This is a genomic window from Liquorilactobacillus sicerae (assembly GCF_029916425.1).
Taxonomy (GTDB): Bacteria; Bacillota; Bacilli; order Lactobacillales; family Lactobacillaceae; genus Liquorilactobacillus; species Liquorilactobacillus sicerae.
The window spans coordinates 1-23502 of record NZ_JAHAVQ010000010.1 but is presented as its reverse complement, the minus strand read 5'-3'; the positions used below and the strand labels follow the sequence as shown (position 1 = coordinate 23502).

The following is a 23502-nucleotide window of genomic DNA, read 5'->3' as shown; positions in this document are numbered from 1 at the left end:
ATGGAAGAAAAAATCAAATTAAGCGCAGATAGTTTTCAGCCGTTATCAAAAAGCGAGTCGCTTGATAATGAAAAGATCGCTGCCCCATCATTGACTTTTTTGCAAGATGCTTGGCTGCGTCTCAAAAAGAACAAAGGAGCAGTAATTTCATTATGGATAGTTATAGTAATGGTGGTAATTGCCTTTGGCTCAACACCATTTATCGATCATGATTCGCTAGTCAAGTCAGCGCCCAAATATGCTAATTTACCAGCTAAAATTCCGGGGGTCAATATCAACGGTTTTAATGGTAAGCTAAAGGTTAGCGGTCAATGGGTCGATGAATACAAACAAAATCATGTTCCAAGTGATAAATATTTCTATCTAGGAACTGATTATCTGGGTCGTTCCTTAGCTCAGCGAATTATTTATGGAACCAAAATTTCCTTAATTGTTGCTTTTGTAGCGACTTTCTTTGATTTGACGATTGGGGTCGCTTATGGCATTATATCCGGCTGGAAAGGCGGGCGAGTCGATAATGTCATGCAACGGATCATTGAAATTATTTCTTCAGTTCCTAACTTGGTAATTGTTGTTTTAATGCTGCTGGTGCTCAAGCCTGGGATGACCTCGATCATTTGTGCGATTGCCATTTCCAGTTGGACAACAATGGCGCGAATGATTCGAGCCGAAACGTTGTCGCTAAAATCGCAAGAATACGTTTTGGCGGCGCGAACGTTAGGTGAATCACCGGTCAAGATTGCGATAAAGCATTTGGTCCCGAATCTCTCAAGCATCATTATTATTCAAACGATGTATACGATCCCAACTGCCATCTTCTTTGAGGCTTTCTTAAGTTTCATTGGAATTGGGATCAGCTCACCACAGACGTCTTTAGGTGTGCTGTTAAACGACGGTCAAAAAAACTTCCAGTTTTTACCATATCAAATGTGGTATCCAGCAATTGTCTTATGTGTTTTGATGATTGCCTTTAACCTGCTAGGCGATGGCCTGCGTGATGCATTTGATCCGAAGACGAGAAGGTAGGTGGCAGCATGGTAGAGAGAATTCTAGACGTTAAAAATTTAAAAATTGACTTTCATACTTATGCCGGAGAAGTCAAAGCAATTCGTGATGTTAGTTTTCATTTGAATAAAGGTGAAACTTTAGCCATTGTCGGTGAGTCTGGTTCCGGCAAGTCGGTAACTACCAAGAGCATTATGGGTTTATTGGCTAATAATGCGCGCGTAATTGGCGGGTCAATCATGTACCATGGGCAAGACTTACTGAAAAAGACTGAAAAAGAAATGCAGAATATTCGCGGTAAAGATATTGCGATGATTTTTCAGGATCCAATGACTTCACTGGATCCGACGATGAAAATTGGTCAACAGATCGCTGAACCGTTGATCAAACATAAGCATATGGATAAAAAGAAGGCTTGGCAACAGGCGCTAGAAATCATGAAACTGGTTGGCATTCAAGATGCTGAGCAACGGATCAATAATTATCCGCATCAGTTTTCTGGTGGGATGCGTCAGCGAATCGTGATTGCGATTGCGTTGGTTTGTTATCCAGAAATTTTGATTGCTGATGAGCCAACAACGGCTTTAGATGTAACGATTCAAGCACAGATCTTGGATTTGATGAAGGAATTGCAGTCCAAAATTGAAACTTCGATTATCTTTATTACCCATGACTTAGGTGTTGTCGCGGGAATGGCGAATCGCGTGGCGGTCATGTATGCTGGAGAAATTATTGAATATGGGACGGTTGATGAAATTTTCTTTGATCCCCAGCATCCTTATACCTGGGGACTATTGAATTCAATGCCGACACTTTCTAGTACAAAACTGGAAGCTATTCCGGGCACGCCGCCGGATCTGCTGGATCCACCCAAGGGAGATCCATTTGCAGCGCGTAATCCATATGCAATGAAAATTGATGCGGAACAAAAGCCGCCATTTTTCAAGCTGACTGATACACATTATGCGGCAACTTGGCTTTTGCATCCTGATGCGCCCAAAATTACTCCGCCAGAAGAAATCCAACGACGCTGGAAGATTTATGCTGAAATGATGAAAGACAAAGCCAAATAAAGACCGAGGGGAATATTCATGACAGAGAATCGTAAAAAGCTTTTAGAAGTTAAGCATCTAAAACAGTATTTTAATGTGGGAAAAGCTAACGAAGTCCGAGCGGTCGATGATGTCAGTTTTGATATTTATGAAGGTGAGACTTTCGGATTAGTTGGTGAGTCCGGTTCAGGTAAAACAACAACTGGACGCAGTATTATTCATTTGTATCAACCGACCGCTGGCAAAATCATTTTTGATGGTCAAGATATCAGCAAGTTAAAGACGCGTAAGGAATTTTTAGCTTTTCGACGCAAAATGCAGATGATTTTTCAGGATCCATATGCCTCATTAAATCCGCGCATGAAAATCAAAGATATTGTTGCTGAGGGGCTTGATATCCATCATTTAGCTAAAAATAATCAGGAACGTAGTCAAATCGTTGAAGATCTTTTGGAAACAGTTGGTTTGAATCGTGACCATTCGAGCCGCTATCCGCACGAATTTTCCGGTGGTCAAAGGCAGCGAATTGGGATTGCCCGCGCCTTGGCAGTACAGCCTAAATTTATCATTGCTGACGAACCAATTTCAGCGCTGGATGTTTCAATTCAAGCTCAAGTAGTTAATTTATTAAAGGAATTGCAGGAAAAGCATGGTCTGACCTATTTGTTTATTGCTCATGATTTATCAATGGTCAAATATATTTCTGATCGAATCGGGGTTATGCATTATGGTAAATTGCTGGAAGTTGGGCCAGCCGATGATGTTTATGAACATCCACTGCATGATTATACTGCGAGCTTGATTTCTGCCGTGCCTGTTCCTGATCCCGAATATGAGCGTCAGCGGAAACAAATCGTCTATGATCCTAGTCAGGAAAAGGATCTTCCTGACCAGCCACGCAAATTACGAGAAATCGTACCTGGCAGATTTGTCCGTTGTTCCGAAGCAGAGATCCCCAAGTACCGGCAACGGGCTTTGGCAGCTCAAAAACAAGGAGCTAACAATTATTAACTACCCTTAATTAAGCTCTGTTAGTTAAAAAAAATACCGACTATTCAATCTAATTAATTGAGTAGTCGGTATTTTTAATCAATTTATTTGTTTAACTACTTAATAATTTGCTGAGCAATAATCGGTTGCGACCATTGCCAACTGCCATGTTCAGCACCTTTGACTTTAATAGCGGTGACGTCAACATGTTTGGAGCTTAAAGAATTGGCCAAAAGATTTTCAATCACATTATCAACTTCTAAAAATTAATATTCTTGTTCATCAAGATAGTGATTATAATAAACAACGTTAACTTGATTCTCATCAATGATCATTTTCGTCACCGAGCCATTTTCCGGGGATTCATCAATTACGTTGATTTGGGGGGCAAATCGTTCAACTAAACTGCGAATCGTCGTTCCATGGCTGACGACCAGTACTTGGTCGCCATTTTGCTGGTTTTGCCGCAAAGCTTCAAAGCCACCATTGATTCGTTGCCAGAATTCTTGATCATTTTCCGCAACCTTAAATGGATCAGCTTCCTTCATCAAATCACGTGAAGCCTTAATCGAATATTTGCTGATTAATTGGCGATAACTTTGACAATTATACGGGGCACCGACCATAAACCAAGTTTGTCCAGAATCGTTACCTTCGAAGTAACCATAACCTTGTTCACGAAAATTTTGCAAAACTTTTGGCTGCGGTAACTGATGTTGACTGGCTTGAATGATATATTTGCAGGTTCGGGCAGTTCTCGTCATATCACTACGGTAAATGTTTGTAAATTTGAGATTTTGCAAATGCTTGCCAGCTGAAATCGCATCATTGATACCTTTTTCAGTTAGTGGGGAATCACACCAACCTTGCATTCGGCGAAATTTATTCAACAGTGTTTGACCATGACGAACGAAATAGACAGTAAATGACATAATTTTCCTCCTAAAGAATTCTCTAAAATAAGTATAACCCGAAATGAACTATGCATCGACTAAAATTGGTGGTTTTATAAAAACATCGTGCAGCGTTTAGCATGGTATTTTGATATACCAAAGAGCTAACTCATAGAACGTGTCTATTTTAATAAAGCTAGCCCCCTAACCATTGATTTTGCCTTAAGTTATCAAATTAATAATTTTTTTGCTGCAATTGGAGCAAATGTGTGTAATTAGCGTCAACAAGAATTAATGTCTTACCAGATTAATCATATTAATATTAGAGTATTGTTCAAAATTTGTATCAGTATTGGAAATCAAGCACAAAAATCAACGCGAAACTAACCACTCGTAACGTATGGCAGATCATTCATCTCATAAGTAGAGTCGAGTCAAAGGATAAATGGTCTGCCATACGTTGTAAAAAAATGAGAGGCGGTTATTCATTCATTTTTTCAATTGCATCACGAATCGTCGGAACATCAGCTGATTTGCCAATGAAGATAATATGGTCGTTTAATTCAAGTCGTGTATTGCCGTGCGGTGAAATCGGTTGATGATTGCGAAGAATCTGGCTGATCGTAACTCGATCAATAAACGGCAGATCCTTGATTTGTTTACGGACAAAACGGCGATTATGAACGATTACTTCGAAGATCCGCGACTTATTAGCAGTTAGGATCTCTAAGGTGGATGGGCTTTCGATCAAAGAGCGCAAAATGCTGACATTGACATCGGTTGGATTGAAGTACTCAATTTTGGCTGCCGCCATTTTAGCATCCAGATCATTCATGATATCACGGCTTTCAAAACGCGTAATCACCCGTTGCACGCCGTATTTTTTGGCTGCTAAAGCTAACTGATAATTTAACTGATAGTCAGCGTAGCCCAAAACTAAAATGTCGGTATCAAAAACATTATGTTTGATCAAAAAATCAGCCGTCAACTGTGACAGCAAGGTGACCTTAATTTCAGATTTGTAAGTTTGATAATTATCTTCCCGATCAGTATATAAATGAACATCATACCAGCGATCTAACTGTTTTGCCGCTGAAACGGTCAATAAATTAGCACCAATAAAATGAGCTTGAATTTTTTTGGTATCTTCAGCTTCGGCAACGAACAACTTGTTAAAAATTAACGGACCTACTAAACAAGTCAAAATAGCAGCAATTAAGAAGGCACCGGATTGACGAGTTGAAATGGCATGAACTTCTTTGGCAACTTGCAAAACTGCTAAAACTAAGGTGATGGTCGTTGCTGAGAGCAAACTGCCAGCCAACGCGTTTAGCTGCTTGAAAAAGCGCCGCAGCACGAAGAAAATCAACGACTTGCTTAAGATAAAAGCTAAGAAAAACAATGGGATCAAGATCAGTACTTGACGATCATGCAACAAAGCTGGCAAGTCAAGCTCAACACCGGTCATAATGAAGAAGATCGGGATCAAAAAGCCATAACCGATCGCGTCAAGTTTTTCGCGCGTAGATTCTTCCGGCTCAAGCAGCTTGATAACGATTCCAGCTACGAAAGCACCGAGAATATTTTCGGCGCCAACTTTTTCTGCTAGCAAAACTAAAGTCAGAATTATAAAAAAAGCCATCCGAATATCTAATTGTGTCGTCGCTTTGTTGATTTTCTGAAAGAAATCAAAAAATGCTCGAAAACGGCGAAATAAAAAAGCTGCCGCGATAAAGAGCAACAGAATCAGCCAAAGATGCTGAGCGTGTCCAGCATAGATCGAAGCAAAAGCCGTTAAAGCCAGCATGGGAATAACTTCACCTAAGACGGCAATCAATAATAATGTTTGACCAAAACGATTATTGAGCAATTCTTTTTCTTTTAAGGCTGCAATGACGACGCCTAAAGCAATTGTCGCAAAGAGGATCGCTGCCAACCAAAAGTTTTGATATAAGCCGCTCCATTTAAAAAGCAGCGCCAAACCAATTGCGGAAATGATGACGGCACCATAAGCTTGGATTGCCAGTTTTAATGGTGAATAATTATTTGTTTGGGATGCTTGTTTTTTTGCCAGCGGAGTTTGGGGCTGATTTCCTTTTTTAAAGAGACTAAAGTCAATTTCCATCCCACTTAAAAAAATCAAGAGGATCACGCCTAAAGTAGCTAAAAAGTTCAAAAAGACGCCGCTTTTAACGACATTTAGCAAGCTCTTCCCCAAAATGATTCCAACTGCGATCTCAGCTACAGCAGTCGGTAGAGTTGAAATTTTTAGTCGAGCCAGCAATAAAGGGGTGGCTAAGGCCGCAAAAATAACGATAATCAATGAAAGGTTCATGATAAGCTCCTTATTAAAATTCCTACAGTAAAGGTTGATTAGTTTCATTATAACAGCCGCAATTTTTAAGCAAAATAAAACGCCCTGTGCGGCACTTAGCTGACAGAGCGGATAATATCAAATTTTAATTTGCAAAGGCTTTTTTACGAAGCAACCGGTAAATTGTCATCAAGATGCTTGAAATCAAGCCAAATCCCAAAACAACTAAAAAGACTAGTGAAAAGTGTTCTTGCACAAAATCTAATTGGCCGAAGAAATAACCCAGTGATGAACCAACTGCCACCCAAAGCAAGACTCCAAGAAAGTTATAAAAACAAAATTGCTGATATTTCATGCCGGCACTGCCAGAAATCAACGGAATAAAAGTTCTAATCAACGGAACAAAGCGACCAAATGTGACAGTTTTGCCACCATGCTTTTCAAAAAAAACATGCGCCTGACTGAAGCGCTTAGTCTGCATAAAACGCTGGAAGAACTTGAAACGGTGAAGATTTCGGCCAATTTCATAGTTAACTGTATCACCGATCAAAGCAGCAAAGAAAAAAACTGGGATCAAGATTCGGATATCAAGAGCTGAACCAGTAATCGCTGCTAAAGTGCTGGAGAAAAAGATCAAAGACTCTCCCGGCAAAAAAGCAAAGACGACCAAACCAGTTTCCATAAAGATCAAAATGAAGAGGGTAATATAAATCCAGTTACCAAACATCCCGATCAGTGGATTGAGGTAGAGATAAATATGTGAAAGAAAAAACCAAATTTGACTAATCAAGATGTCACTTCCTTTGTTTGTTTATCAATTATTTTAAAAGATATTTCAACTGACTTCCAGTATTTAGCCGATTATTTAACAATTTTTTACTAAATTTAAGTTCTTGGGGCCAAAAATTTACAATAATTGAGGCGGTCGCTGTTTGGTGTTAAAATTATATATCCAGTTATTGCAGAGGAAAGTGAGGACAAGCAGTGACAGCAGATAAGATCAAACAAATTGAACAACAGCATATGGATCAAGTAATTGCTAAAGTCAAGAATGCAGAAGCCAAGAATCAAGCAAAAATTAAGCAAACGAAAGCTGATGAGCAGCAACTTCAGGCAGATTTTCCCAATAACTTGCGGATTAAAACCGAAACCTATTCTGGAATGTTTGAAACAGCTTTAACTGTCCGTCAGCAGCAGCAATTGTTGAATGAGCGACAGAATGATTGGCAACATGCTGTCCGGCGACTTGATATTTTAAAAAAAATGGAACGGAAGCCGTATTTTGCTCGATTGGACTTTCAAGAGTCAGCTAATCAGCAACCAGAAACGATTTATATTGGCCTGGGTTCATTTGCTGATCGGCCAGACAATTTTTTGATTTATGATTGGCGGGCCCCAATTTCAAGCATTTATTATGATGGGCAGCTAGGAAAAGTCAGTTATCAAACGCCAGCGGGCCCCCAAGTTGTCGATGTCAAATTAAAACGACAATTTTTAGTCGAAAATGGCCAGATTTTGACGGTTTTCGATACGGATCAAACTGTGGGCGATCAGTTGCTGTTGGAAGCCTTGGGGGAAGACTCCGATACTAAAATGAAGAGTATTGTCACAACGATTCAAAAAGAGCAAAACAAGATCATTCGTGATACGCAGGCTAAACTCTTGTTCGTTCAAGGGGCGGCTGGTTCAGGGAAAACCTCGGCAGTTTTGCAACGGGCAGCTTATTTGCTGTATCGTTATCGCGGGAATTTGACTTCGAGTCAGTTGATCCTGTTTTCTCCTAACCAGTTGTTCAATGATTACATTGATCAGGTCTTGCCGGACTTAGGTGAGCAAAATATGATTCAGGTGACCTATTATCAATATACGCAGCATCGTTTACCTAGATTAAAGGTCGAAACTTTGCAGCAACGATTTGAACGGCAAATGACCACGATCCAGCTGCGGATTAATCGGCTAAAAAGCAGCTTAGCCTTTCAGCAAGCAACTCTGGCCTATGCACAAGAATTGGAAATAAGCGGGATCTGTTTCCGTGATCTGAAATTTCACGGGAAAGTTTTCTTCAGTCAAGAACAGATTCAAAAAATCTACTACAGTTTCAATCAGAATTACCATTTACGCAATCGCTTGGAGGCAACCAAGGAACGCTTGATCCGCCGACTGAATCGTCGCGTTGACCAAGCAGCAGTTTCCGATGAAGTCCAAAAACAGCTGCAGACGGTGACTCCAGGACAACTGGCAGAACTTTACGGCAATCACCCGCGTAATTTTCAAAATGCAGAACAGGAAATGAAATTCTTAGGGCGGCAATTGATCATCAAAGAATACCGACAGCTCCAAAAGAAGATTCAACGCAATAGTTTTGTCAATATAACTTTGCAGTATTGGCAGTTTTTAAAGCGGTTGCCGCAATTACTTGATTTAAAGCAATTTCAGTTAAGCTTGAGCGATTGGCAGCAGGCAATCACAGAATTCAAGCAGCGAACTTTAAATCATCAGATCCTCTTAGAAGACGCTTCGCCATATTTACAATTATATGATCTAATCATCGGTAAACGCGGCAACTTAGAGATTAAACAGGTTTTTATTGATGAGGTGCAAGATTATACGCCTTATCAGCTGGCATTTTTGCAGCGTCAGTATCCGCGGGCACGCTTTACTTTACTGGGTGACTTAAATCAGGCAATCTTTACCAAAAAGGCCAGTTATGGTCTTTTAGATCAACTGGGACAGTTGTTTTCGCCAGCTGAGACCAAGGTCGTTCAGTTGACGAAATCTTATCGTTCGACCAAACAGATCACTGAATTTTCACGGCAAATCTTGGAAAATGGTGCTCAGATCGAGACTTTCGAGCGCCAGGGTGAACAGCCGCAGATTTATCTGGCTGCCAGTGGCAAGCAGATGCTAACGTATGTACTTAAACAGCTGCAAAAAAACCAAAGCAAGTCGAAAACGACTGCAATTATTGGGAAAACACTGGCTGAGTGTCAGCAAGTTGCACAACGACTAACAGCAACTGGTCAGCAAGTTACCTTGATCAAAACAGAAAATCAACGGTTAGTACAAGGAGTCTTGGTCGTTCCCGCCTTTTTAGCTAAGGGCTTGGAATTTGATGATGTGATCGTTTGGAATGCCAATCAGGCAAATTATCAGTTTGACGAGCAGCGCCAATTATTATATACGATTTGTTCGCGAGCAATGCATCGCCTAGTCATTGTTGCGCAAAAAAAATTATCACCTTTATTTGATCGTGTTGATCAAAGCTTGTATGATTTAGAAAAATAATTAAAAATCCAATTCGAGGTTTAGCTGTATGAAAGATCAGTTAAATTATTACCAGATTCCACGCGATGAGTGGAAAAATTTTTATCAAGAATATATTGTTCCGTTAAGCAATCAAGAATTAATGCAGATCAGATCAGTTAATGATCAAATTTCATTGACTGATGTGCAAGAAATTTATACACCACTGGTTCATTTATTAGGTCTGCGGTTAGCGGCTCAAAAACAGCTTCTAGCAAAACAAGCAGGCTTTTTAGGAATCAAGCCAGCCCATGTTCCATTTTTATTAGGGATTGCCGGCAGTGTCGCCGTTGGAAAAAGTACCATTGCCCGTTTGCTGCAATTGATGCTCCAGGACATTTATCCAGACAAAAGGGTGCAGTTGTTAACGACGGATGGTTTTTTATATTCAAATGATGAGTTGCAGCGACGTCATTTATTAGAGCGCAAGGGTTTCCCGGAGAGCTATGATATGGCGCATTTGTTGTCATTTACGAATGATGTTAAAAATGGCCTACCCGCGAAAGCACCAGTTTATTCACATAAGATCTATGATGTCATCCCGGGAAAATATGAATTAGTTGATGATCCAGATATTTTGATCGTTGAAGGGATCAATGTCTTGCAGCTGCCGAGTAATCAGCAATTATATGTCAGTGATTTCTTTGATTTTTCGATTTACGTTGATGCTCAAGAAAAACTGATCAAGAAATGGTATTTGCAACGCTTTGAGATGTTGCTGGATACGGCTTTTCAGGATCCAACTAACTATTATTATCCGTATGCTCAGGGAAATCGCCAAGCAGCAATTGAATTAGCAAAAAAAGTTTGGGAGGACGTCAATCATCCTAATTTGGATAACTATATTTTGCCGACGCGAAATCGGGCAGATTTAATTTTGCATAAAACGGAAAATCACTTAGTAAACGAATTATTTTTACGAAAATACTGAAATTGGCAGAATCTGTTTGACCAGCCCGATTTCAATCGTTAGAATTAAGTTGGTATTTAAAAAACTAATGAGGTGAACATACTTGACTAAAATGGATATACAGGACTTTGATAAGATCATCGTTCTGGATTTTGGTAGCCAGTACAATCAATTGATCACACGGCGGATCCGCGAATTTGGGATCTATTCAGAATTGCTGTCGCATAAATTGACAGCTACTGAAATCAAGCAAATGAATCCCAAGGGAATTATTTTTTCTGGTGGTCCAAACAGTGTTTATGATCAAAATGCTTTTCAGGTCGATCCGGAGATCTTCAAACTTGGGATTCCAATTTTGGGCATTTGCTATGGCATGCAGTTGATGGCTCATGATTTGGCTGGTGGAAAAGTTGAAAATGCAACTAACAAGGAATATGGCAAAGCAGTTATCCAAGTCAAGGATGCACACGCTAAATTATTCCGTGATTTACCGAAAAAACAAACAGTTTGGATGAGTCATGGCGATTTGGTGACCCAAGTTCCAGATGGCTTCAAGATCCTAGCAACAAGTGAAAATTGTCCAATTTCAGCGATGGTTGATGATCAGCGGAAATTTTATGGCATTCAGTTCCATGCCGAAGTTCGCAATACCGAATTTGGCAATGATATTTTACGACATTTTGCTTTTGATATTTGTCAAGCACGCGACAATTGGTCAATGGATGATTTCATTGATTTGCAGATCCACAAGATCCGGGAGACAGTCGGTGATAAAAAAGTTTTGTTAGGACTATCCGGCGGGGTCGATTCCTCAGTGGTCGGTGTTTTGCTACATAAGGCGATCGGCAAGCAACTGACCAGTATTTTTGTTGATCATGGTTTGTTACGCAAAGGTGAAGTTAAACAAGTCATGGACAGCTTGAAGGGAAAATTTGGCTTGAATATTATTCAAATCGATGCCCATGAGCGTTTCATGAAAAAATTAGTTGGCGTGGCTGATCCAGAGCAGAAACGAAAAATTATTGGCAACGAGTTTATCCAAGTTTTCAATGATGAAGCTTCCAAATTAGATGGTATTGATTTTCTGGCTCAAGGGACGCTGTATACTGATGTCATTGAATCAGGAACTGATACGGCGCAAAAGATCAAATCGCATCATAATGTCGGCGGCTTGCCAAAAGATATTAAGTTTAAACTAATCGAGCCTCTGCGGACCTTATTTAAAGATGAAGTCCGTGAGTTAGGTGAACGTTTAGGGATGCCATCAAATTTAGTTTGGCGTCAGCCTTTCCCAGGACCTGGTTTGGGGATTCGTGTGATTGGTGAAATTACTGAAGAAAAATTACAAATTGTTCGTGATAGTGATTATATTTTGCGGGAAGAAATTGCCAAGCATGGCTTAGAACGTGAGATTTGGCAGTATTTTACGGTTTTGCCGGGCATCCGCAGTGTTGGGGTGATGGGTGATGGCCGAACTTATGATTACACTGTTGGAATTCGAGCCGTCACCTCAATTGATGGAATGACTGCCGATTTTGCCAAGATTCCGTGGGATGTTTTGCAAGAGATCTCAGTTAGAATCGTTGATGAGGTCGCTCATGTTAATCGGGTAGTGTATGACATAACTTCCAAGCCGCCGGCAACAATTGAGTGGGAATAGTAAATTATCTAGCTTAGTTAGCTTATATAAGGCTTTCTAAGCTATTTTTAAAGAAAGAGCTAACAAAAAGCAAACATCAGCGGAATAAAAAAGGTTGTGAGAAGGTTAAGTTATGAAAGTTAAGGAGGAATGGTTGTGGACAGACTTAAATTACTAGAGAGTTTAGCATTAAACAATAATCTTAGTAAATCTGAAATGAACGTTGTTTATTTTTGTTACAAAAAGGGAAGAACTTCAAAAGAGATTGCCGTATATTTAGGTTGGGCGTCACCAAATGTTGCAAGACTTTTATTGTCAATGTATAATAAGGGCTTTTTAGAAAGAAACTTGTTGGAAGAAGATAAGAAAACATATATATATATAACTAATGACAAAAGTGAATTGTTGCATATTAAGTAAAGTAGTAGTCATCCAAGAGGATGGCTTTTTTATTTAAAAGGGTTACTTTGTTTAAAATAAGTTATTTTTTCTATTGACTATTAACTATATAGTGTATAGTATATATTATATATTAAGGAGGCTTGATAATAATGAGTTTAGAAGAGTTAGAAGAAATTGAAAGAGAGGAAGGTAAAGAAGCAGTTTGGCAGGCTATTGAGGATTCAAAGGAGTGGGCAGAAATTAATAAAGAGAATTGGGAATTTTAGTAAGGAGTTTAATTTATGAATTGTAGTGTCATTAAAGAAGTGCGTGCTGTGTCATTTGTACTCTTGCCATTGATTGATGACTTTTTCCAAACTACAGAAGCTCAAGAATTTAAGCATTTGCTAACTGAATGTACTCAAAAAGAATTGTTGAAAGTTCCAAATCAGCAATTAGCGCTCGCTTATTCTGTAGATGATGCTCTTCAGAGATTTAAAATTTTATCAATGGAGAGGAAAATTGAATTTCACCATTTATTGGAAAGAAAGATTGATAGGTTTGTATCTTCGTTTAATAAAGAATTGTTGAAAAATTAGGAGGAATAAAAATGATTAAAGATAATGTTTTGGAAAAAATAAGAAATTTATCTCTTACGATTGAGAATAAGATAAAGTTAGCACCTCAATATTTGCAAGTGACAGTGGAACAGAAACAAGCGTTTAAATTAGGAATTAATGAGTATCAAGGTCGGATAAATAAATCTTTTGAAGAGAAGTTGTATGATCGATTCGTTTATGCTCTTTTTGCGGAAGATTTAAGAGATGGACAAACAATGTATGAATTCTTACTCGCTAGTGATTCAGGCTTTGTTAATAAAAGGCCTAGTAGCTTTAGTTTATAGGGGGAATAATAAGATGAAAAATTTCTATCGTAATTCGACTTATTTACTTTTAATAATAATTTCTTTTGTTGCGGGAATAGCAGGAAAATTTCCGAAAGATTTTAGGTGGACGACGTACTATCCAATGGTCTCAATAAAGGCTTTCTTTATATTATCGTTAGTCTTAATAGTAGTTGCACTTCCAGAAATTCTTTTTGAGTTTGTACAGAAGAATAGGGGGAAATAACATGCTAGAAGAGCAATGCTTATGTTGGTTTAAAGATACGTTATTTACAAGATTTTATAATGATAAGCTGTTTTATTTGTCTAAGGAAATGTCAAAAAAACAGTTGCAAGTTCTTGATAGAATAACTGAAATGAATGAAGGCTTTAATTTCTTTTATTTCGATAATCTTTCTTTTACAAATGGAGATTTATTAGTGATTCCTAATCCATATAATACTCTTGAATTCTTTATCTTTAATTATATTAAAAAGAATAACTTACTTTTTATTGAAACGCTTGATATTGAGGATTATTTTGGGATTCTAGAAAACTTAGATGATTTTAAAAATAAACTTGATTTAGTGATCGTAAAAGAGGGGTATTAAATGCACACTTCAAATAGGTTTAAGGAGCGTATTACGTTTGTGGTTTCAATAGTATTGTTGATAGTTGCTGGTATTTTAAGGAAACATGAAATTATTGTTTTAATATTCTTAGTTCCCGGTATTGTATTACTATTTGTTAGCAGTTTCTACACTGTGAAGAGACGGTTTACTAATTTGGTTGTTAATATAAAAAAATTTATTTAGGTAGGTGTAATGGTTATGTGGGGATTATTGAAAGAACGACGAGCAAGGATTAGGGGAGACACGAAATTTGTTTCTTTATATTTGCCCAATAATTTTATTAATTACAGGCGTATCTTAAAGTTTGACCAAACATGGTTAATAGTAATTCTACTATTTTGGTTTTTCTGTGGATTTGTTTCCAATAACTGGCTAGCAGAAATTTTTGTTTGTGTAACAGGAATTCCTATTTTGCTTAAACAGTATAAATATTTTAAAAATCTACGCCATTTTTTCAGATATGAATATGAGACTGATTACAAACTTTTAAATTTTATTCAAGAAGCGGACTTAGATGAAAGCACTGTTATTGTTTATGAAGAAAATTCTAGTGAGTTGCTAGTTAGGTTTTTGAAGAGTAATAACCCTACGTTAATCAATCAGTTAGAAAACTTAGAAAAACCTTTAGCAAGTGTATTTGGTATTTTGCCCGAAAAAAGAATTGATACACAAAGCGTTGATTATTTATTCACTCTTGTAAAGCTTGAAAGATTGGTTGTAACCGCTACGGAAAAGCCTGAATTCACTAATAATATGAATATTGATTTAGGCTATGGAGTTGTTTACAATCCTGTGAAATCGCCACACGTATTAATAGGTGGTGGAACTGGTTCAGGAAAATCGATATTTATTAGTTTTTTCTTAATTGAGCTTATGAAAAGGCATGCAACCACTTTCATCTGTGATCCGAAAAACTCAGACTTAGGCAATCTTTCGCATTACCTTGATGACCATGTGGCTGTAACACCAAATAATATCGCTAGAGTTACTAGATTGGCAGTTGAAGAAATGAAAAAGCGGTATTCAATAATGAATGATTCTATGAACTTCAAATATGGTTCAAATTTTGTCGACCATGGCTTCAATCCTTTATGGTTAATTTTCGACGAAATGGGAGCATTCCAAGCTAGTGCTACAGACAAAGAGGGAAAAAAGATTGTAGATGAGACAATGGCAAATATCAAACAGATTATTTTACTTGGAAGACAAGCCGGGTGTTTCATTTTAGTAGCAGCCCAGCAAATGCGTGCTGAAACACTGAATTCAGATCTGCGTGACAACCTCGGACTTCGTATTGCACTGGGCGCGAACAGTCCTGATGGCTATCGTATGATTTTTAATTCTCATACACCGCCTACTGATTCATTTCCTGATGTAAGCGTCAAGGGCTCCGGAATGATATATGTTGAGGGTTCTGGAGAGAGTCAAGCTAAATATTGGGAAAGCCCTTTCATTGACACTACAAAGTTTGATTTCATTGAAGAGCTGTTGAAATATAAAACAGCAGATAAGTATTTTTCAGAATAAACGGTTTTGAAAGGAAGATTGTTCTTTAATCTTACTTTCTAAAACTGTTGCAAATCAGCGTATTTTGCTGATTATTAAAATAAAATAAAATTTGAAAGAGGTTATCAATATGCGTTTAGAAGATTTTTTAGACAAGGAAAAATTAGGGCATCAGTTTTTAGCAGTGAAGGGATATGAAGAAGTTAGAGATCGTAAAACTGACGAGTTGACTGCCTATCGTTTAGATATCTCAATTCAGGATATCAATTCACCGTTTTACTTTGAAATGATTTCTGTCAAAGTTAAGACTTTAAATCCTACACTATCAGTAGAGTCACTGAAAAATGCTAAGACGACTCCGGTTGAGTTAATGGACCTAAACATGGGGCAATTTAATGGAAATCTCTGGTTTAATTGCACTGACATTAAGCCTGTAAAAAAATAAATTAAAAAATAAAATGCTTTGAACTACTTAGCATGGTTGGTTTTTGAAAAGGGGGTGCCTGCCGGAGGCAAGAGCACAGGCGGAGCCGACCCGAAAAACCGACCATGTTTAGTAGTTTTAGAAGGAAAGTTTCACTTTCCTTCTACTATACTTGTTCTTAGGACTAATAAAGGCGAAAGCTAGAATAGCAAAGGTAAAAAAATATAGTTTTGGGTGGTGTCATGTACAATCGAAAAATTATCAGAACCCCAGGCTATACTGAAATTTGGGATTATAAGTTCCCGGTACCCACTAAAGGGGAGCTTATTGAAGAAAATAATTCAAAAAAAGAAAGTATAAAGCGTAGAAATTTTGAAGAACTTAGTCAAGAAGAGCAAACTGAACGCTTGAGGAATATGCAGAAAAAGAGAAGAGAAGCCAAATGGAGATTACAACGGATTATAGACAGCAATTTTGATAATCATACATCTTTTTCTAACGTTGACTACAAAAAGGAATATTCAAGACCGAGATGAATTTACTGCGTTGTTTAAAAGATTTGTGAAGAGATTTAATTATTCTGTTTACCATATGTATTTTGCAAGAGCTTTGTACATAAGAGGGCAAAGAAAAGTACATAACTTTGCGTCTAAGTTCTATTTTTGATATTTTGTTTTAGAAAGCGAATTCTTTAAGCGAAAACTTTCACCTGTAAAGCTTAAAATATGGGCGTGATGAATTAATCTGTCTACCAAAGCCGCAGTTAATCGTGGATCAATGAAAACTTTATTCCATTGACTGAATTCAAGATTACTGGTAATAATGATGCTTTTATTTTCGTACCAGTCACTAATCAGTTGAAACAATAATTCAGCTCCTTCTTTAGTAAATGGAACATATCCCATTTCATCTAATATAATAAGTTTCACTCGTGTGAAACTTTTTTTAAAGGTCTCTAGTGTATTATTCCTCCATTGGTATTCTAAATTAGTAACTAGTTCAGGTACACGCCAAAATCTTGTTTCAATTTCTGCTTGTGTAGCCATGTAGCCCAGTGCACAAGCAAGATGCGTTTTCCCCGTGCCTGGTGTTCCAACAAATACTGCATTTTCCTTTTGACGTATAAATGAAAGACTTGTCAATTCTTCTTTGGTGTTTGGATTGGGTAACATAATCTGACTATGCCACTCATAATCTTCCAAGGATTTTTTAGTCGGAATTTTAGACTGCTTATAAAGACGTGCCTTCTTAAGTTCTCTTCGACAATTTATTTCACTCTCCAACAATGAAATTAACCATTCTTCTTTTGAATAAAAGTCATCAGTAATTGAATTTATTGATTCAGGTAAATGGGAAAGATGTAATTTCTTGCAGAGTTCATTTAACTGATCAGATTTCATTCGTGGTGATCCTCCTTTTTAGAAGTTGGTTTCAAAAAAGCATCGTAGTTTCCCCAATCAACTCCGTAGGAGTCATCGCCTTTACTGTCTTTAGTAATTAATTCATAAAAATGTTGGTCGATACTTATCAAATTATGACTCGTTAAAAGGTTGAGCAGTTGATCAAGCCTTTTAAACTGTTCTTTCAAATCAGGGTGGCTTAGGTAAAGCTTTATTCGTTCTGGTAAATATTTCCAGTAGCGAGAATAGTGCATAGTTGATAATTTATTACGCCAATCTGATAAAATTACTTTCCAATCAATTATTCTTTTTTTATTCATATAGGGTCTTGGACCTTCAGCTATAATTTCGCCATCACTACTAACTAATTGATAAGATTCAGATCGAAGAACAGCATAAATAACAGAATAATTACGAGAATGGGGAACATGGATACGAGTCTTATCTAAAAGAATTTCGTTGTATTTATTGGCACTGACTTCAATTTCTTTAAAAACGGGATAATCGACATCTGGCAATTGAAGCAATTCTCCTTTTTCCTCAATCCACAATTCTTCGATACTCTTGCCTTTTTCATAATGCATGCGTTTACGATCTTGAATTAATTGAATCTCAAGGTCATGATTTAAAGTATCAAAGTCCTTCATAATTGGACTAGTTACCAAAAAATTATAGCGAATATAACCAACTTTATTTTCAACACTTCCTTTTTCATTACCGCTTCGAGGATTACAAATTTGAGTTTCAAAACCATAATGATTAACAAATTGTTGAAAACCATCAGTTAAAACCGCAGGTTTGAATTTTGATTTTCGTTGTACCACAGCAGTGGACATATTATCAATTCGTATTTTTCTTGGAACTCCACCAGCTTGTTTGAATAGCATCTTCATTCCTTCTAAAAGGCATTCTTGATTCTCAGCTGGTAAAGCTACTGCAAATCCGGTATTACTAAAAGGAAATGTTAAAACTAGTATTTTAATATCCTTAAAAGCTCCCTGATAAACCACCTCCATTGTTCCAAAATCCAACTGAGCTTCAGCTGGTGGATGTTCCAATCTTTCAAAGCCTTGATCTTCTTTAAATTCATTGTAGTGTGTTGCTTTCCATTCTTGAATAAAGGCACAGAGAGTTCGATAAGATCCAGGAAACTGAAGATTCTGTAATTCTTGAAACAAAGCAAGATTGGTACGCCGCTTTTTTCTGGGAAGCCTTGAGTCCTCCGAAAGCCAATGGCCAACAATGGAACCCCATTTTTCAACATACATCATGCCACTCTTTTTCTTATGAGTTTCTTTAGGAAAAAGATCTGTATCAGCATAGCGTTTTGCCGTGCGCCAATTAATATTTAATTCTTTTCTGATGCGATTAATTGATTTATCGTGATTATTTCGTAAATTTCTGATAGTATTAATATCGGTCATTGTAAGCAAGCCTTTCTACCTCCAAGTTAAAGTATGGTAACTATAACTTTAGAGGAAACCTAGGACGCCAGCAATGGCTTTTTTTATTTTCTAAGCCTTTCCTGTACAATTTCTAAGTTGTGTACTTTTGCAGTGCAATCTTGTGTATATTCATTCTGCCACAAACACCATACGAAGAAAAGCAAACTTGCCTATTGTGGGACATTAGAACGTCAGAAGAGAGGAGCATTTCATATACACTTAATCCTTTTTAATATTCCGTTTGTTCCACATAAACAATTGTTAGAATTGTGGGGTTGGGGAGCTGTTCGAATTAATCATCTTGAAAATCTTGACGATTCCAGCAACGTGGGGCGTTATGTTTCAAAGTACCTCGAGAAAGGGATAGGAGAAAACCTACTTGAAAGTTTTGGAAAAAATAGTTATTTAAGAAGTCGTAATTTGAAAATGCCAGTTGAGGAAAAATTTACTGATTTCAAACCTTTAGTTATTGAATCTGAAATGGTTCTTGATGAACAGAAATATACTTCTAAGGTTTATGTGAATCACGAGTTTATTGATAACCCTGTGCATTATCGAAAAATAAAGAATAGAGAGGAAAATTAAGATGTTTGAGTCAATGGAATATGTTGTTGGAGATGTTGTAGAGTTTAAAACGAGTACTCACTTGCTGATAGGAACTATTGTTGTTAGTGATTATGGTGGAGCAGTCGGTTATTCTTCAAATACCTATGATATTTTAACACAACATATTTTGTATAAACATATTGAAGAAAAGTTTATTGTGAGAATGGTAGAAAAAACTGATAGGCTTATTTATTGGAAAAAACGTATTGAAACTTTTCTTGATGCATTGGGTAGTTTAGAAAAAGAAACACTAAAAAAAATAAAAATAGGTCAAAATCTACTTGAATTGAATAAGCAAATAAAGTCAGGGAGGTATTTAGTCGGTACTGAATCAGGAAGTAAATATTTAATTCAATTTGATAAAGAAGAAATTTTTATGGTTAGAAAAAATGAACAAAATAAGTTACGTAAAGATTCTCAATGCATAAGGGTGTTATTTTTTGACGTGAGAATAGGGTTGCCAGCATTTTTTATTTTAGAACCTTTGGGAAAAAGTGATTTTACAATTCGTGAAACAACGAGAGTTACAGAAATAAAAGAATTTGATAGTTGAAAGTGGGCGAAATAGTAAATGTTGACACTAACAAAAAAGGAATTAATTGCTATTGGATTTGGACCAAGTCAATCAGCTGATATTATAAGGCGTTCTAAACGATTAATGGTATCTAAGGGATTCGGATACTACACAAGCAAAAGACTCGGTAGAGTACCTGTTAAGGCTGTAGAAGAAGTCTTAGGCATATGTATAGCAGATGAAAAAGGAGAATTATTTGATGCCACGAGTAAGTAATGTCTATTTGAATAAGAAAACAGGTAATTTTTATTTTGTCGCGAACCTTGGATTTGACGAAAAAGGAAAAAGAATTCAACATTTTAAGCGAGGATTTAGTACACAAAAAGAAGCAAAGCAAGCCTATGATGAATTTATGAATAATCGTTCTGAAAGTGGAATAAATAAAAATAGTTCAATGAGCTTTGAAGTATTTTATGAAGACTATTTTTTGTCGGATTATAAGCGTTCAGTTAGGAGAAGTACTTTTGATAATAGAAAATTAATAATGGATAAGCAGTTTAGATACTTTAACAATAGAAAATTAAAAGATATTTCTTTGGCTTATTTGAAAAAATGGCAGAATAATCTTTCAGAGCAAGGATTTAGCAATGGATATATAAGATTGATTTTTGGATTGTTAGAGCAGGTTTTAGATTTGGCAAAAAGACTTGGTATGTTGCAAAAGAATCCAGCAAGGCAAGTAGGAAATGTGAAAAAGATAAAAAGAAAAGTAGATTTTTGGACTATTGAAGAATTTAGAAAGGTTTTTGCTACTTTTGACGATAATCAATATTATGATTTTTTTTCAAAAGTATTGATAGATTTTCTCTATATGACTGGCTTAAGATTTGGAGAGGCTCAAGCTTTAACGTGGCAAGACGTAGATATACAAAATTGTATTGTTCACGTTAATAAGTCAATGTATTATAAAAATGCTGATGAATATTATATTGGAGAACCAAAAACAAGTGCTAGTATTCGTACAATAGCTATTGATCATGATACTGCTAAAATGTTGGCAGATTGGAAAATGGTTCAAGAAAAGAATATTGGTAGTATTGATTTTGTATTAAGTTATAATGGAAGTCCAACTAATCGGAGTACAGCAAGGCATATGATAGAACATCATGCTGAAATGGCTGGTGTACATCGAATTAAGGTTCATGCTTTGAGACATTCACATGCTTCAATGTTGATTGCTATGGGCGAAAATGCTTTGGTTGTTCAGAGCCGGCTCGGACATTCCGATATCAAGACCACTTTGGGGGTGTACAGTCACCTATATCCTAATGTAAATCGTGAAGTCGCTGATAGAATTGTTGGAATACTTGATGGTGTAAAGGTTAATAAGAATGTAAAAAGAAAAACATTTAACGGAAATGAATATCTAAAAGGAAGTGATTTATAATGAAATATTTTATTGCAGACATGCACTTTGGTCATGAGGATATTATTTCATTTAGTAACCGTCCATTTAAGAATGTTTTAGAGATGAATAATGAACTGATTAAGCTTTGGAATGAGACGGTACAATCTTCAGAAGATGAAGTTTATATATTAGGGGATTTTATGTTTAATGGCTCTGGAAAAAGAGCAAATGAAATATTAAAAAAGTTAAGAGGTAAAAAATATTTAGTCAGGGGAAACCATGAAGATTATCTAGATGATTCAATGTTTGATTTAAATAATTTTGAATGGATTAAAGATTACTATAGCTTTTATTACAAAAGAAAGGAAATAGTGTTGTTCCATTATCCAATTCTTGAGTGGGATCAATATTATAACAATTCTATTCTGCTTTATGGGCATGTTCATGATAAAAGAATAGAATACTTTGATAGTACTTTGGGTCCAAGAGCATTGAATGTTGGTGTGGATAGAATTGGATTTGCCCCAATAAGTATTGATAAAGTATTGGAAAAAATTGAAGAACAGGAAATATCATTTTATTAAGTGATAGATAGGAAAAGTAATATAAATGATTTTAAAAGAAATGTGGCAAAGGATAGTTTACAGAAGACTGGAGAAGAAATTCTCTAGTCAAAAGGTACCTTTTTATTTGAGTGATTATGACCTATGGATTGTTTCAACGGATTGGGCTGTTGAAATGGGAAATCTTAATTATATCGCTACAGAGTTTTTAAATAGTCCTATAAAAAAAGTTCATAAGAATACAATAGGGCTATTATATCATTATAAAGATGGGAGTATAGTTGACCACGAACATTGTTTTGAAGATATAATTGCTGATTTAATAAATTCGCCAGAACGTTTTTCAATTTTTGATTTTTATGAAGAATATTCGGTTCAAGAAATAAAGTTTTTGGATATGCTTCAAAAAAAATTATTAATTTTTAGGAGCTAACAATTTGCAAACAATCCCTATTAAACAAGGTGTATTTTAAGCTTTTATTACGTGATTAAATGTTGATATATCGGTATTTCAATTATAATTTATCTAGTAAATGATTGAGTGGGAATAGTAAATAATTTAGCTTAGTTAGCAATTGCTTTCTAAGCTATTTTTGAAATAAGAGCTAACAAAAAGCAAACATTAACGGAGTAAAAAAGGATGTTATGCAATTGTCTAGTGATAATATTAATGAATCGTTAATTTATGCGGGCGCATTAAGAAAGAGTTCGTAGAAAAATTAATTATGAGCAAGGCAATTTCTGATCATAAACACGCTATTTTTTATTTACAGTAATTGCATAGTGGGTAAAGATAACATCTGTTGAATTTATACTTTGTTCGATTAATGAGGTTGTAAAGATTACTCCCATAGAAATAAGTAGGGGATCGTATAGTGTAACTGGTAAAGACATCGATTGACTCATAAAAGGAGTATAAAAATGAATAGATTGAGAAATCCAAGGCGGTTACAAGACATAACAGAACTTTAGATGGAAGATTTGAAAACGATGCAGAACATCAGTGGCAAGGTGCAATTATGGCTTCTGTTTTTAAGGAATATTATTCAGATAAATTGGACATGGAAAAAGTAATTCAAATGTTGCTCATTCATGATTTAGGAGAAGTCTACGCTGGAGATACATGGGTATATGATGAAAAGGGGAAAAAAGTTCCCACGAGAAAGAATTGCTTTCGTTTAATAGGAGTACAGAATTATTACCTATAGATCAGTCTGAAGAGTTACGAAAATTATGGCAAGAGTTTGAAAAAGGGAATAGTCCAGAAGCGCGATATGCTAGGATAATAGATGCTTTAGTTCCACTAATAAATCATTTAGTGGTTTCTGATAAAAATTACAATCCTGAGAATATGACCTCAGAAATGGTACTGAAAAAGAAGTCGTTTATCAAAAACGAATCAAAAGAACTGTGGGAACTAGTTGAAGACATTGTACAGAAAAGTGTTGAAAAGGGTCTATATCTATAAGATTTTTTCAAATTGTTTAAAATATGATGAATTTACACTTTAAGTGCAACGCTAAAACAAAATAAAGGACTCACAAGGGAAATCCAAATATAATAAGTTTGTCTATAACTTAAAAAAGGAAGGATTTCTATTATGAGCCACTATCAACATCTTACTATAAATGACC

At 36.3% G+C, this 23502-nt stretch carries 25 protein-coding genes and 1 pseudogene; 20 read left to right on the top strand and 6 right to left on the bottom strand.

The genetic code is table 11. The annotated features are described in order from the left end of the window. The 3 genes from KH893_RS07560 to KH893_RS07550 are packed head-to-tail and all read left to right on the top strand — an operon-like array spanning nt 1 to nt 3068. Nucleotides 1-1026 (top strand): ABC transporter permease, encoded by a 1026-nt coding sequence (locus KH893_RS07560; protein WP_281165543.1) that lies wholly within the window; start codon nt 1-3, stop codon nt 1024-1026. An 8-nt stretch (nt 1027-1034) separates the two neighbouring features. Beyond that, on the top strand, nt 1035-2078 hold the full coding sequence (locus KH893_RS07555; RefSeq protein ID WP_281165542.1) for an ABC transporter ATP-binding protein: 1044 nt from the start codon (nt 1035-1037) through the stop codon (nt 2076-2078). An 18-nt stretch (nt 2079-2096) separates the two neighbouring features. Then, entirely contained in the window at nt 2097-3068 is a 972-nt protein-coding gene (locus KH893_RS07550) for an ABC transporter ATP-binding protein (RefSeq protein ID WP_281165541.1), read from the top strand. Nucleotides 3069-3163: 95 nt separating this feature from the next. Here the strand turns inward: KH893_RS07550 and KH893_RS07545 are convergent, their stop codons facing one another. From KH893_RS07545 to KH893_RS07530, 4 genes are all read right to left on the bottom strand, one after another. Continuing rightward, the gene (locus KH893_RS07545) at nt 3164-3295 is read right to left on the bottom strand and encodes a hypothetical protein (protein WP_281165540.1); all 132 of its coding nucleotides are present in this window, start codon (nt 3293-3295) and stop codon (nt 3164-3166) included. An 18-nt stretch (nt 3296-3313) separates the two neighbouring features. Continuing rightward, nucleotides 3314-3979 carry a histidine phosphatase family protein gene (locus KH893_RS07540; RefSeq protein ID WP_281165539.1) on the bottom strand — a complete coding sequence of 222 codons (666 nt, stop codon included), beginning with the start codon at nt 3977-3979 and terminating at the stop codon, nt 3314-3316. Between the two features lie 442 nt (nt 3980-4421). After that, nucleotides 4422-6275 carry a cation:proton antiporter domain-containing protein gene (locus KH893_RS07535; RefSeq protein ID WP_281165538.1) on the bottom strand — a complete coding sequence of 618 codons (1854 nt, stop codon included), beginning with the start codon at nt 6273-6275 and terminating at the stop codon, nt 4422-4424. A 124-nt stretch (nt 6276-6399) separates the two neighbouring features. Next, a complete protein-coding gene (locus KH893_RS07530) occupies nt 6400-7044 on the bottom strand; it encodes a VTT domain-containing protein (protein ID WP_281165537.1) in 645 nt (214 codons plus the stop codon). A 194-nt stretch (nt 7045-7238) separates the two neighbouring features. Between KH893_RS07530 and helD the strand changes: the two genes are divergently transcribed. From helD to KH893_RS07480, 10 genes are all read left to right on the top strand, one after another. Continuing rightward, a complete protein-coding gene (gene helD / locus KH893_RS07525) occupies nt 7239-9539 on the top strand; it encodes an RNA polymerase recycling motor HelD (RefSeq protein ID WP_281165536.1) in 2301 nt (766 codons plus the stop codon). A gap of 28 nt (nt 9540-9567) precedes the next feature. Further along, nucleotides 9568-10488: a type I pantothenate kinase gene (gene coaA, locus KH893_RS07520; RefSeq protein ID WP_281165535.1), complete on the top strand. Its 921-nt coding sequence runs from the start codon at nt 9568-9570 to the stop codon at nt 10486-10488. A 91-nt stretch (nt 10489-10579) separates the two neighbouring features. Then, entirely contained in the window at nt 10580-12127 is a 1548-nt protein-coding gene (guaA, locus tag KH893_RS07515; RefSeq protein ID WP_281165600.1) for a glutamine-hydrolyzing GMP synthase, read from the top strand. A 135-nt stretch (nt 12128-12262) separates the two neighbouring features. Then, the gene (locus KH893_RS07510) at nt 12263-12526 is read left to right on the top strand and encodes a MarR family transcriptional regulator (RefSeq protein WP_281165534.1); all 264 of its coding nucleotides are present in this window, start codon (nt 12263-12265) and stop codon (nt 12524-12526) included. Between the two features lie 263 nt (nt 12527-12789). Further along, on the top strand, nt 12790-13086 hold the full coding sequence (locus KH893_RS07505; RefSeq protein WP_281165533.1) for a hypothetical protein: 297 nt from the start codon (nt 12790-12792) through the stop codon (nt 13084-13086). An 11-nt stretch (nt 13087-13097) separates the two neighbouring features. Beyond that, entirely contained in the window at nt 13098-13391 is a 294-nt protein-coding gene (locus KH893_RS07500; protein WP_281165532.1) for a hypothetical protein, read from the top strand. Nucleotides 13392-13618: 227 nt separating this feature from the next. Beyond that, nucleotides 13619-13981, top strand: coding sequence for a hypothetical protein (locus KH893_RS07495; protein ID WP_281165531.1), 363 nt, complete (start codon nt 13619-13621; stop codon nt 13979-13981). Between the two features lie 219 nt (nt 13982-14200). Further along, nucleotides 14201-15529, top strand: coding sequence for an FtsK/SpoIIIE domain-containing protein (locus tag KH893_RS07490; RefSeq protein WP_281165530.1), 1329 nt, complete (start codon nt 14201-14203; stop codon nt 15527-15529). A gap of 109 nt (nt 15530-15638) precedes the next feature. Continuing rightward, entirely contained in the window at nt 15639-15953 is a 315-nt protein-coding gene (locus KH893_RS07485) for a hypothetical protein (RefSeq protein WP_281165529.1), read from the top strand. Between the two features lie 221 nt (nt 15954-16174). Further along, nucleotides 16175-16468: a hypothetical protein gene (locus KH893_RS07480; protein ID WP_281165528.1), complete on the top strand. Its 294-nt coding sequence runs from the start codon at nt 16175-16177 to the stop codon at nt 16466-16468. Between the two features lie 120 nt (nt 16469-16588). Here the strand turns inward: KH893_RS07480 and istB are convergent, their stop codons facing one another. Next, nucleotides 16589-17332, bottom strand: a complete 744-nt coding sequence (gene istB, locus KH893_RS07475) for an IS21-like element helper ATPase IstB (RefSeq protein ID WP_281165527.1) — start codon at nt 17330-17332, stop codon at nt 16589-16591. Continuing rightward, nucleotides 17329-18756, bottom strand: a complete 1428-nt coding sequence (istA, locus tag KH893_RS07470; protein ID WP_281165526.1) for an IS21 family transposase — start codon at nt 18754-18756, stop codon at nt 17329-17331. Before istA ends, istB begins: the two co-directional genes overlap by 4 nt. A gap of 132 nt (nt 18757-18888) precedes the next feature. On the opposite strand from istA, the gene KH893_RS07465 reads away from it, so the two are divergent. The 7 genes and pseudogenes from KH893_RS07465 to KH893_RS07435 all read left to right on the top strand — a co-directional run bounded on the left by KH893_RS07465 (nt 18889) and on the right by KH893_RS07435 (nt 23336). Next, nucleotides 18889-19362 (top strand): rolling circle replication-associated protein, encoded by a 474-nt coding sequence (locus KH893_RS07465; RefSeq protein ID WP_281165525.1) that lies wholly within the window; start codon nt 18889-18891, stop codon nt 19360-19362. A gap of 1 nt (nt 19363) precedes the next feature. Continuing rightward, a complete protein-coding gene (locus KH893_RS07460) occupies nt 19364-19936 on the top strand; it encodes a hypothetical protein (protein WP_281165524.1) in 573 nt (190 codons plus the stop codon). A gap of 18 nt (nt 19937-19954) precedes the next feature. Then, entirely contained in the window at nt 19955-20173 is a 219-nt protein-coding gene (locus KH893_RS07455; protein WP_281165523.1) for a DUF3173 domain-containing protein, read from the top strand. Continuing rightward, nucleotides 20157-21344 (top strand): site-specific integrase, encoded by a 1188-nt coding sequence (locus KH893_RS07450; RefSeq protein ID WP_281165522.1) that lies wholly within the window; start codon nt 20157-20159, stop codon nt 21342-21344. Before KH893_RS07455 ends, KH893_RS07450 begins: the two co-directional genes overlap by 17 nt. Continuing rightward, nucleotides 21344-21889 (top strand): metallophosphoesterase, encoded by a 546-nt coding sequence (locus KH893_RS07445; RefSeq protein ID WP_281165521.1) that lies wholly within the window; start codon nt 21344-21346, stop codon nt 21887-21889. The genes KH893_RS07450 and KH893_RS07445 overlap by 1 nt, the downstream gene beginning before the upstream one ends. A 25-nt stretch (nt 21890-21914) precedes the next feature. Further along, the gene (locus KH893_RS07440) at nt 21915-22301 is read left to right on the top strand and encodes a hypothetical protein (protein WP_281165520.1); all 387 of its coding nucleotides are present in this window, start codon (nt 21915-21917) and stop codon (nt 22299-22301) included. 496 nt (nt 22302-22797) lie between these two features. Further along, nucleotides 22798-23336, top strand: a pseudogene (locus KH893_RS07435) (HD domain-containing protein). Nucleotides 23337-23502: the final 166 nt, after the last annotated feature.

Coding starts and splice junctions, on each gene's coding strand:
- KH893_RS07560 (WP_281165543.1), top strand. CDS start 1: ATGGAAGAAAAAATCAAATTAAGCGCAGATAGTTTTCAGCCGTTATCA.
- KH893_RS07555 (WP_281165542.1), top strand. CDS start 1,035: ATGGTAGAGAGAATTCTAGACGTTAAAAATTTAAAAATTGACTTTCAT.
- KH893_RS07550 (WP_281165541.1), top strand. CDS start 2,097: ATGACAGAGAATCGTAAAAAGCTTTTAGAAGTTAAGCATCTAAAACAG.
- KH893_RS07540 (WP_281165539.1), bottom strand. CDS start 3,979: ATGTCATTTACTGTCTATTTCGTTCGTCATGGTCAAACACTGTTGAAT.
- KH893_RS07535 (WP_281165538.1), bottom strand. CDS start 6,275: ATGAACCTTTCATTGATTATCGTTATTTTTGCGGCCTTAGCCACCCCT.
- coaA (WP_281165535.1), top strand. CDS start 9,568: ATGAAAGATCAGTTAAATTATTACCAGATTCCACGCGATGAGTGGAAA.
- guaA (WP_281165600.1), top strand. CDS start 10,580: ATGGATATACAGGACTTTGATAAGATCATCGTTCTGGATTTTGGTAGC.
- KH893_RS07505 (WP_281165533.1), top strand. CDS start 12,790: ATGAATTGTAGTGTCATTAAAGAAGTGCGTGCTGTGTCATTTGTACTC.
- KH893_RS07500 (WP_281165532.1), top strand. CDS start 13,098: ATGATTAAAGATAATGTTTTGGAAAAAATAAGAAATTTATCTCTTACG.
- KH893_RS07495 (WP_281165531.1), top strand. CDS start 13,619: ATGCTAGAAGAGCAATGCTTATGTTGGTTTAAAGATACGTTATTTACA.
- KH893_RS07490 (WP_281165530.1), top strand. CDS start 14,201: ATGTGGGGATTATTGAAAGAACGACGAGCAAGGATTAGGGGAGACACG.
- KH893_RS07485 (WP_281165529.1), top strand. CDS start 15,639: ATGCGTTTAGAAGATTTTTTAGACAAGGAAAAATTAGGGCATCAGTTT.
- KH893_RS07480 (WP_281165528.1), top strand. CDS start 16,175: ATGTACAATCGAAAAATTATCAGAACCCCAGGCTATACTGAAATTTGG.
- istB (WP_281165527.1), bottom strand. CDS start 17,332: ATGAAATCTGATCAGTTAAATGAACTCTGCAAGAAATTACATCTTTCC.
- istA (WP_281165526.1), bottom strand. CDS start 18,756: ATGACCGATATTAATACTATCAGAAATTTACGAAATAATCACGATAAA.
- KH893_RS07460 (WP_281165524.1), top strand. CDS start 19,364: ATGTTTGAGTCAATGGAATATGTTGTTGGAGATGTTGTAGAGTTTAAA.
- KH893_RS07455 (WP_281165523.1), top strand. CDS start 19,955: ATGTTGACACTAACAAAAAAGGAATTAATTGCTATTGGATTTGGACCA.
- KH893_RS07450 (WP_281165522.1), top strand. CDS start 20,157: ATGCCACGAGTAAGTAATGTCTATTTGAATAAGAAAACAGGTAATTTT.
- KH893_RS07445 (WP_281165521.1), top strand. CDS start 21,344: ATGAAATATTTTATTGCAGACATGCACTTTGGTCATGAGGATATTATT.
- KH893_RS07440 (WP_281165520.1), top strand. CDS start 21,915: ATGATTTTAAAAGAAATGTGGCAAAGGATAGTTTACAGAAGACTGGAG.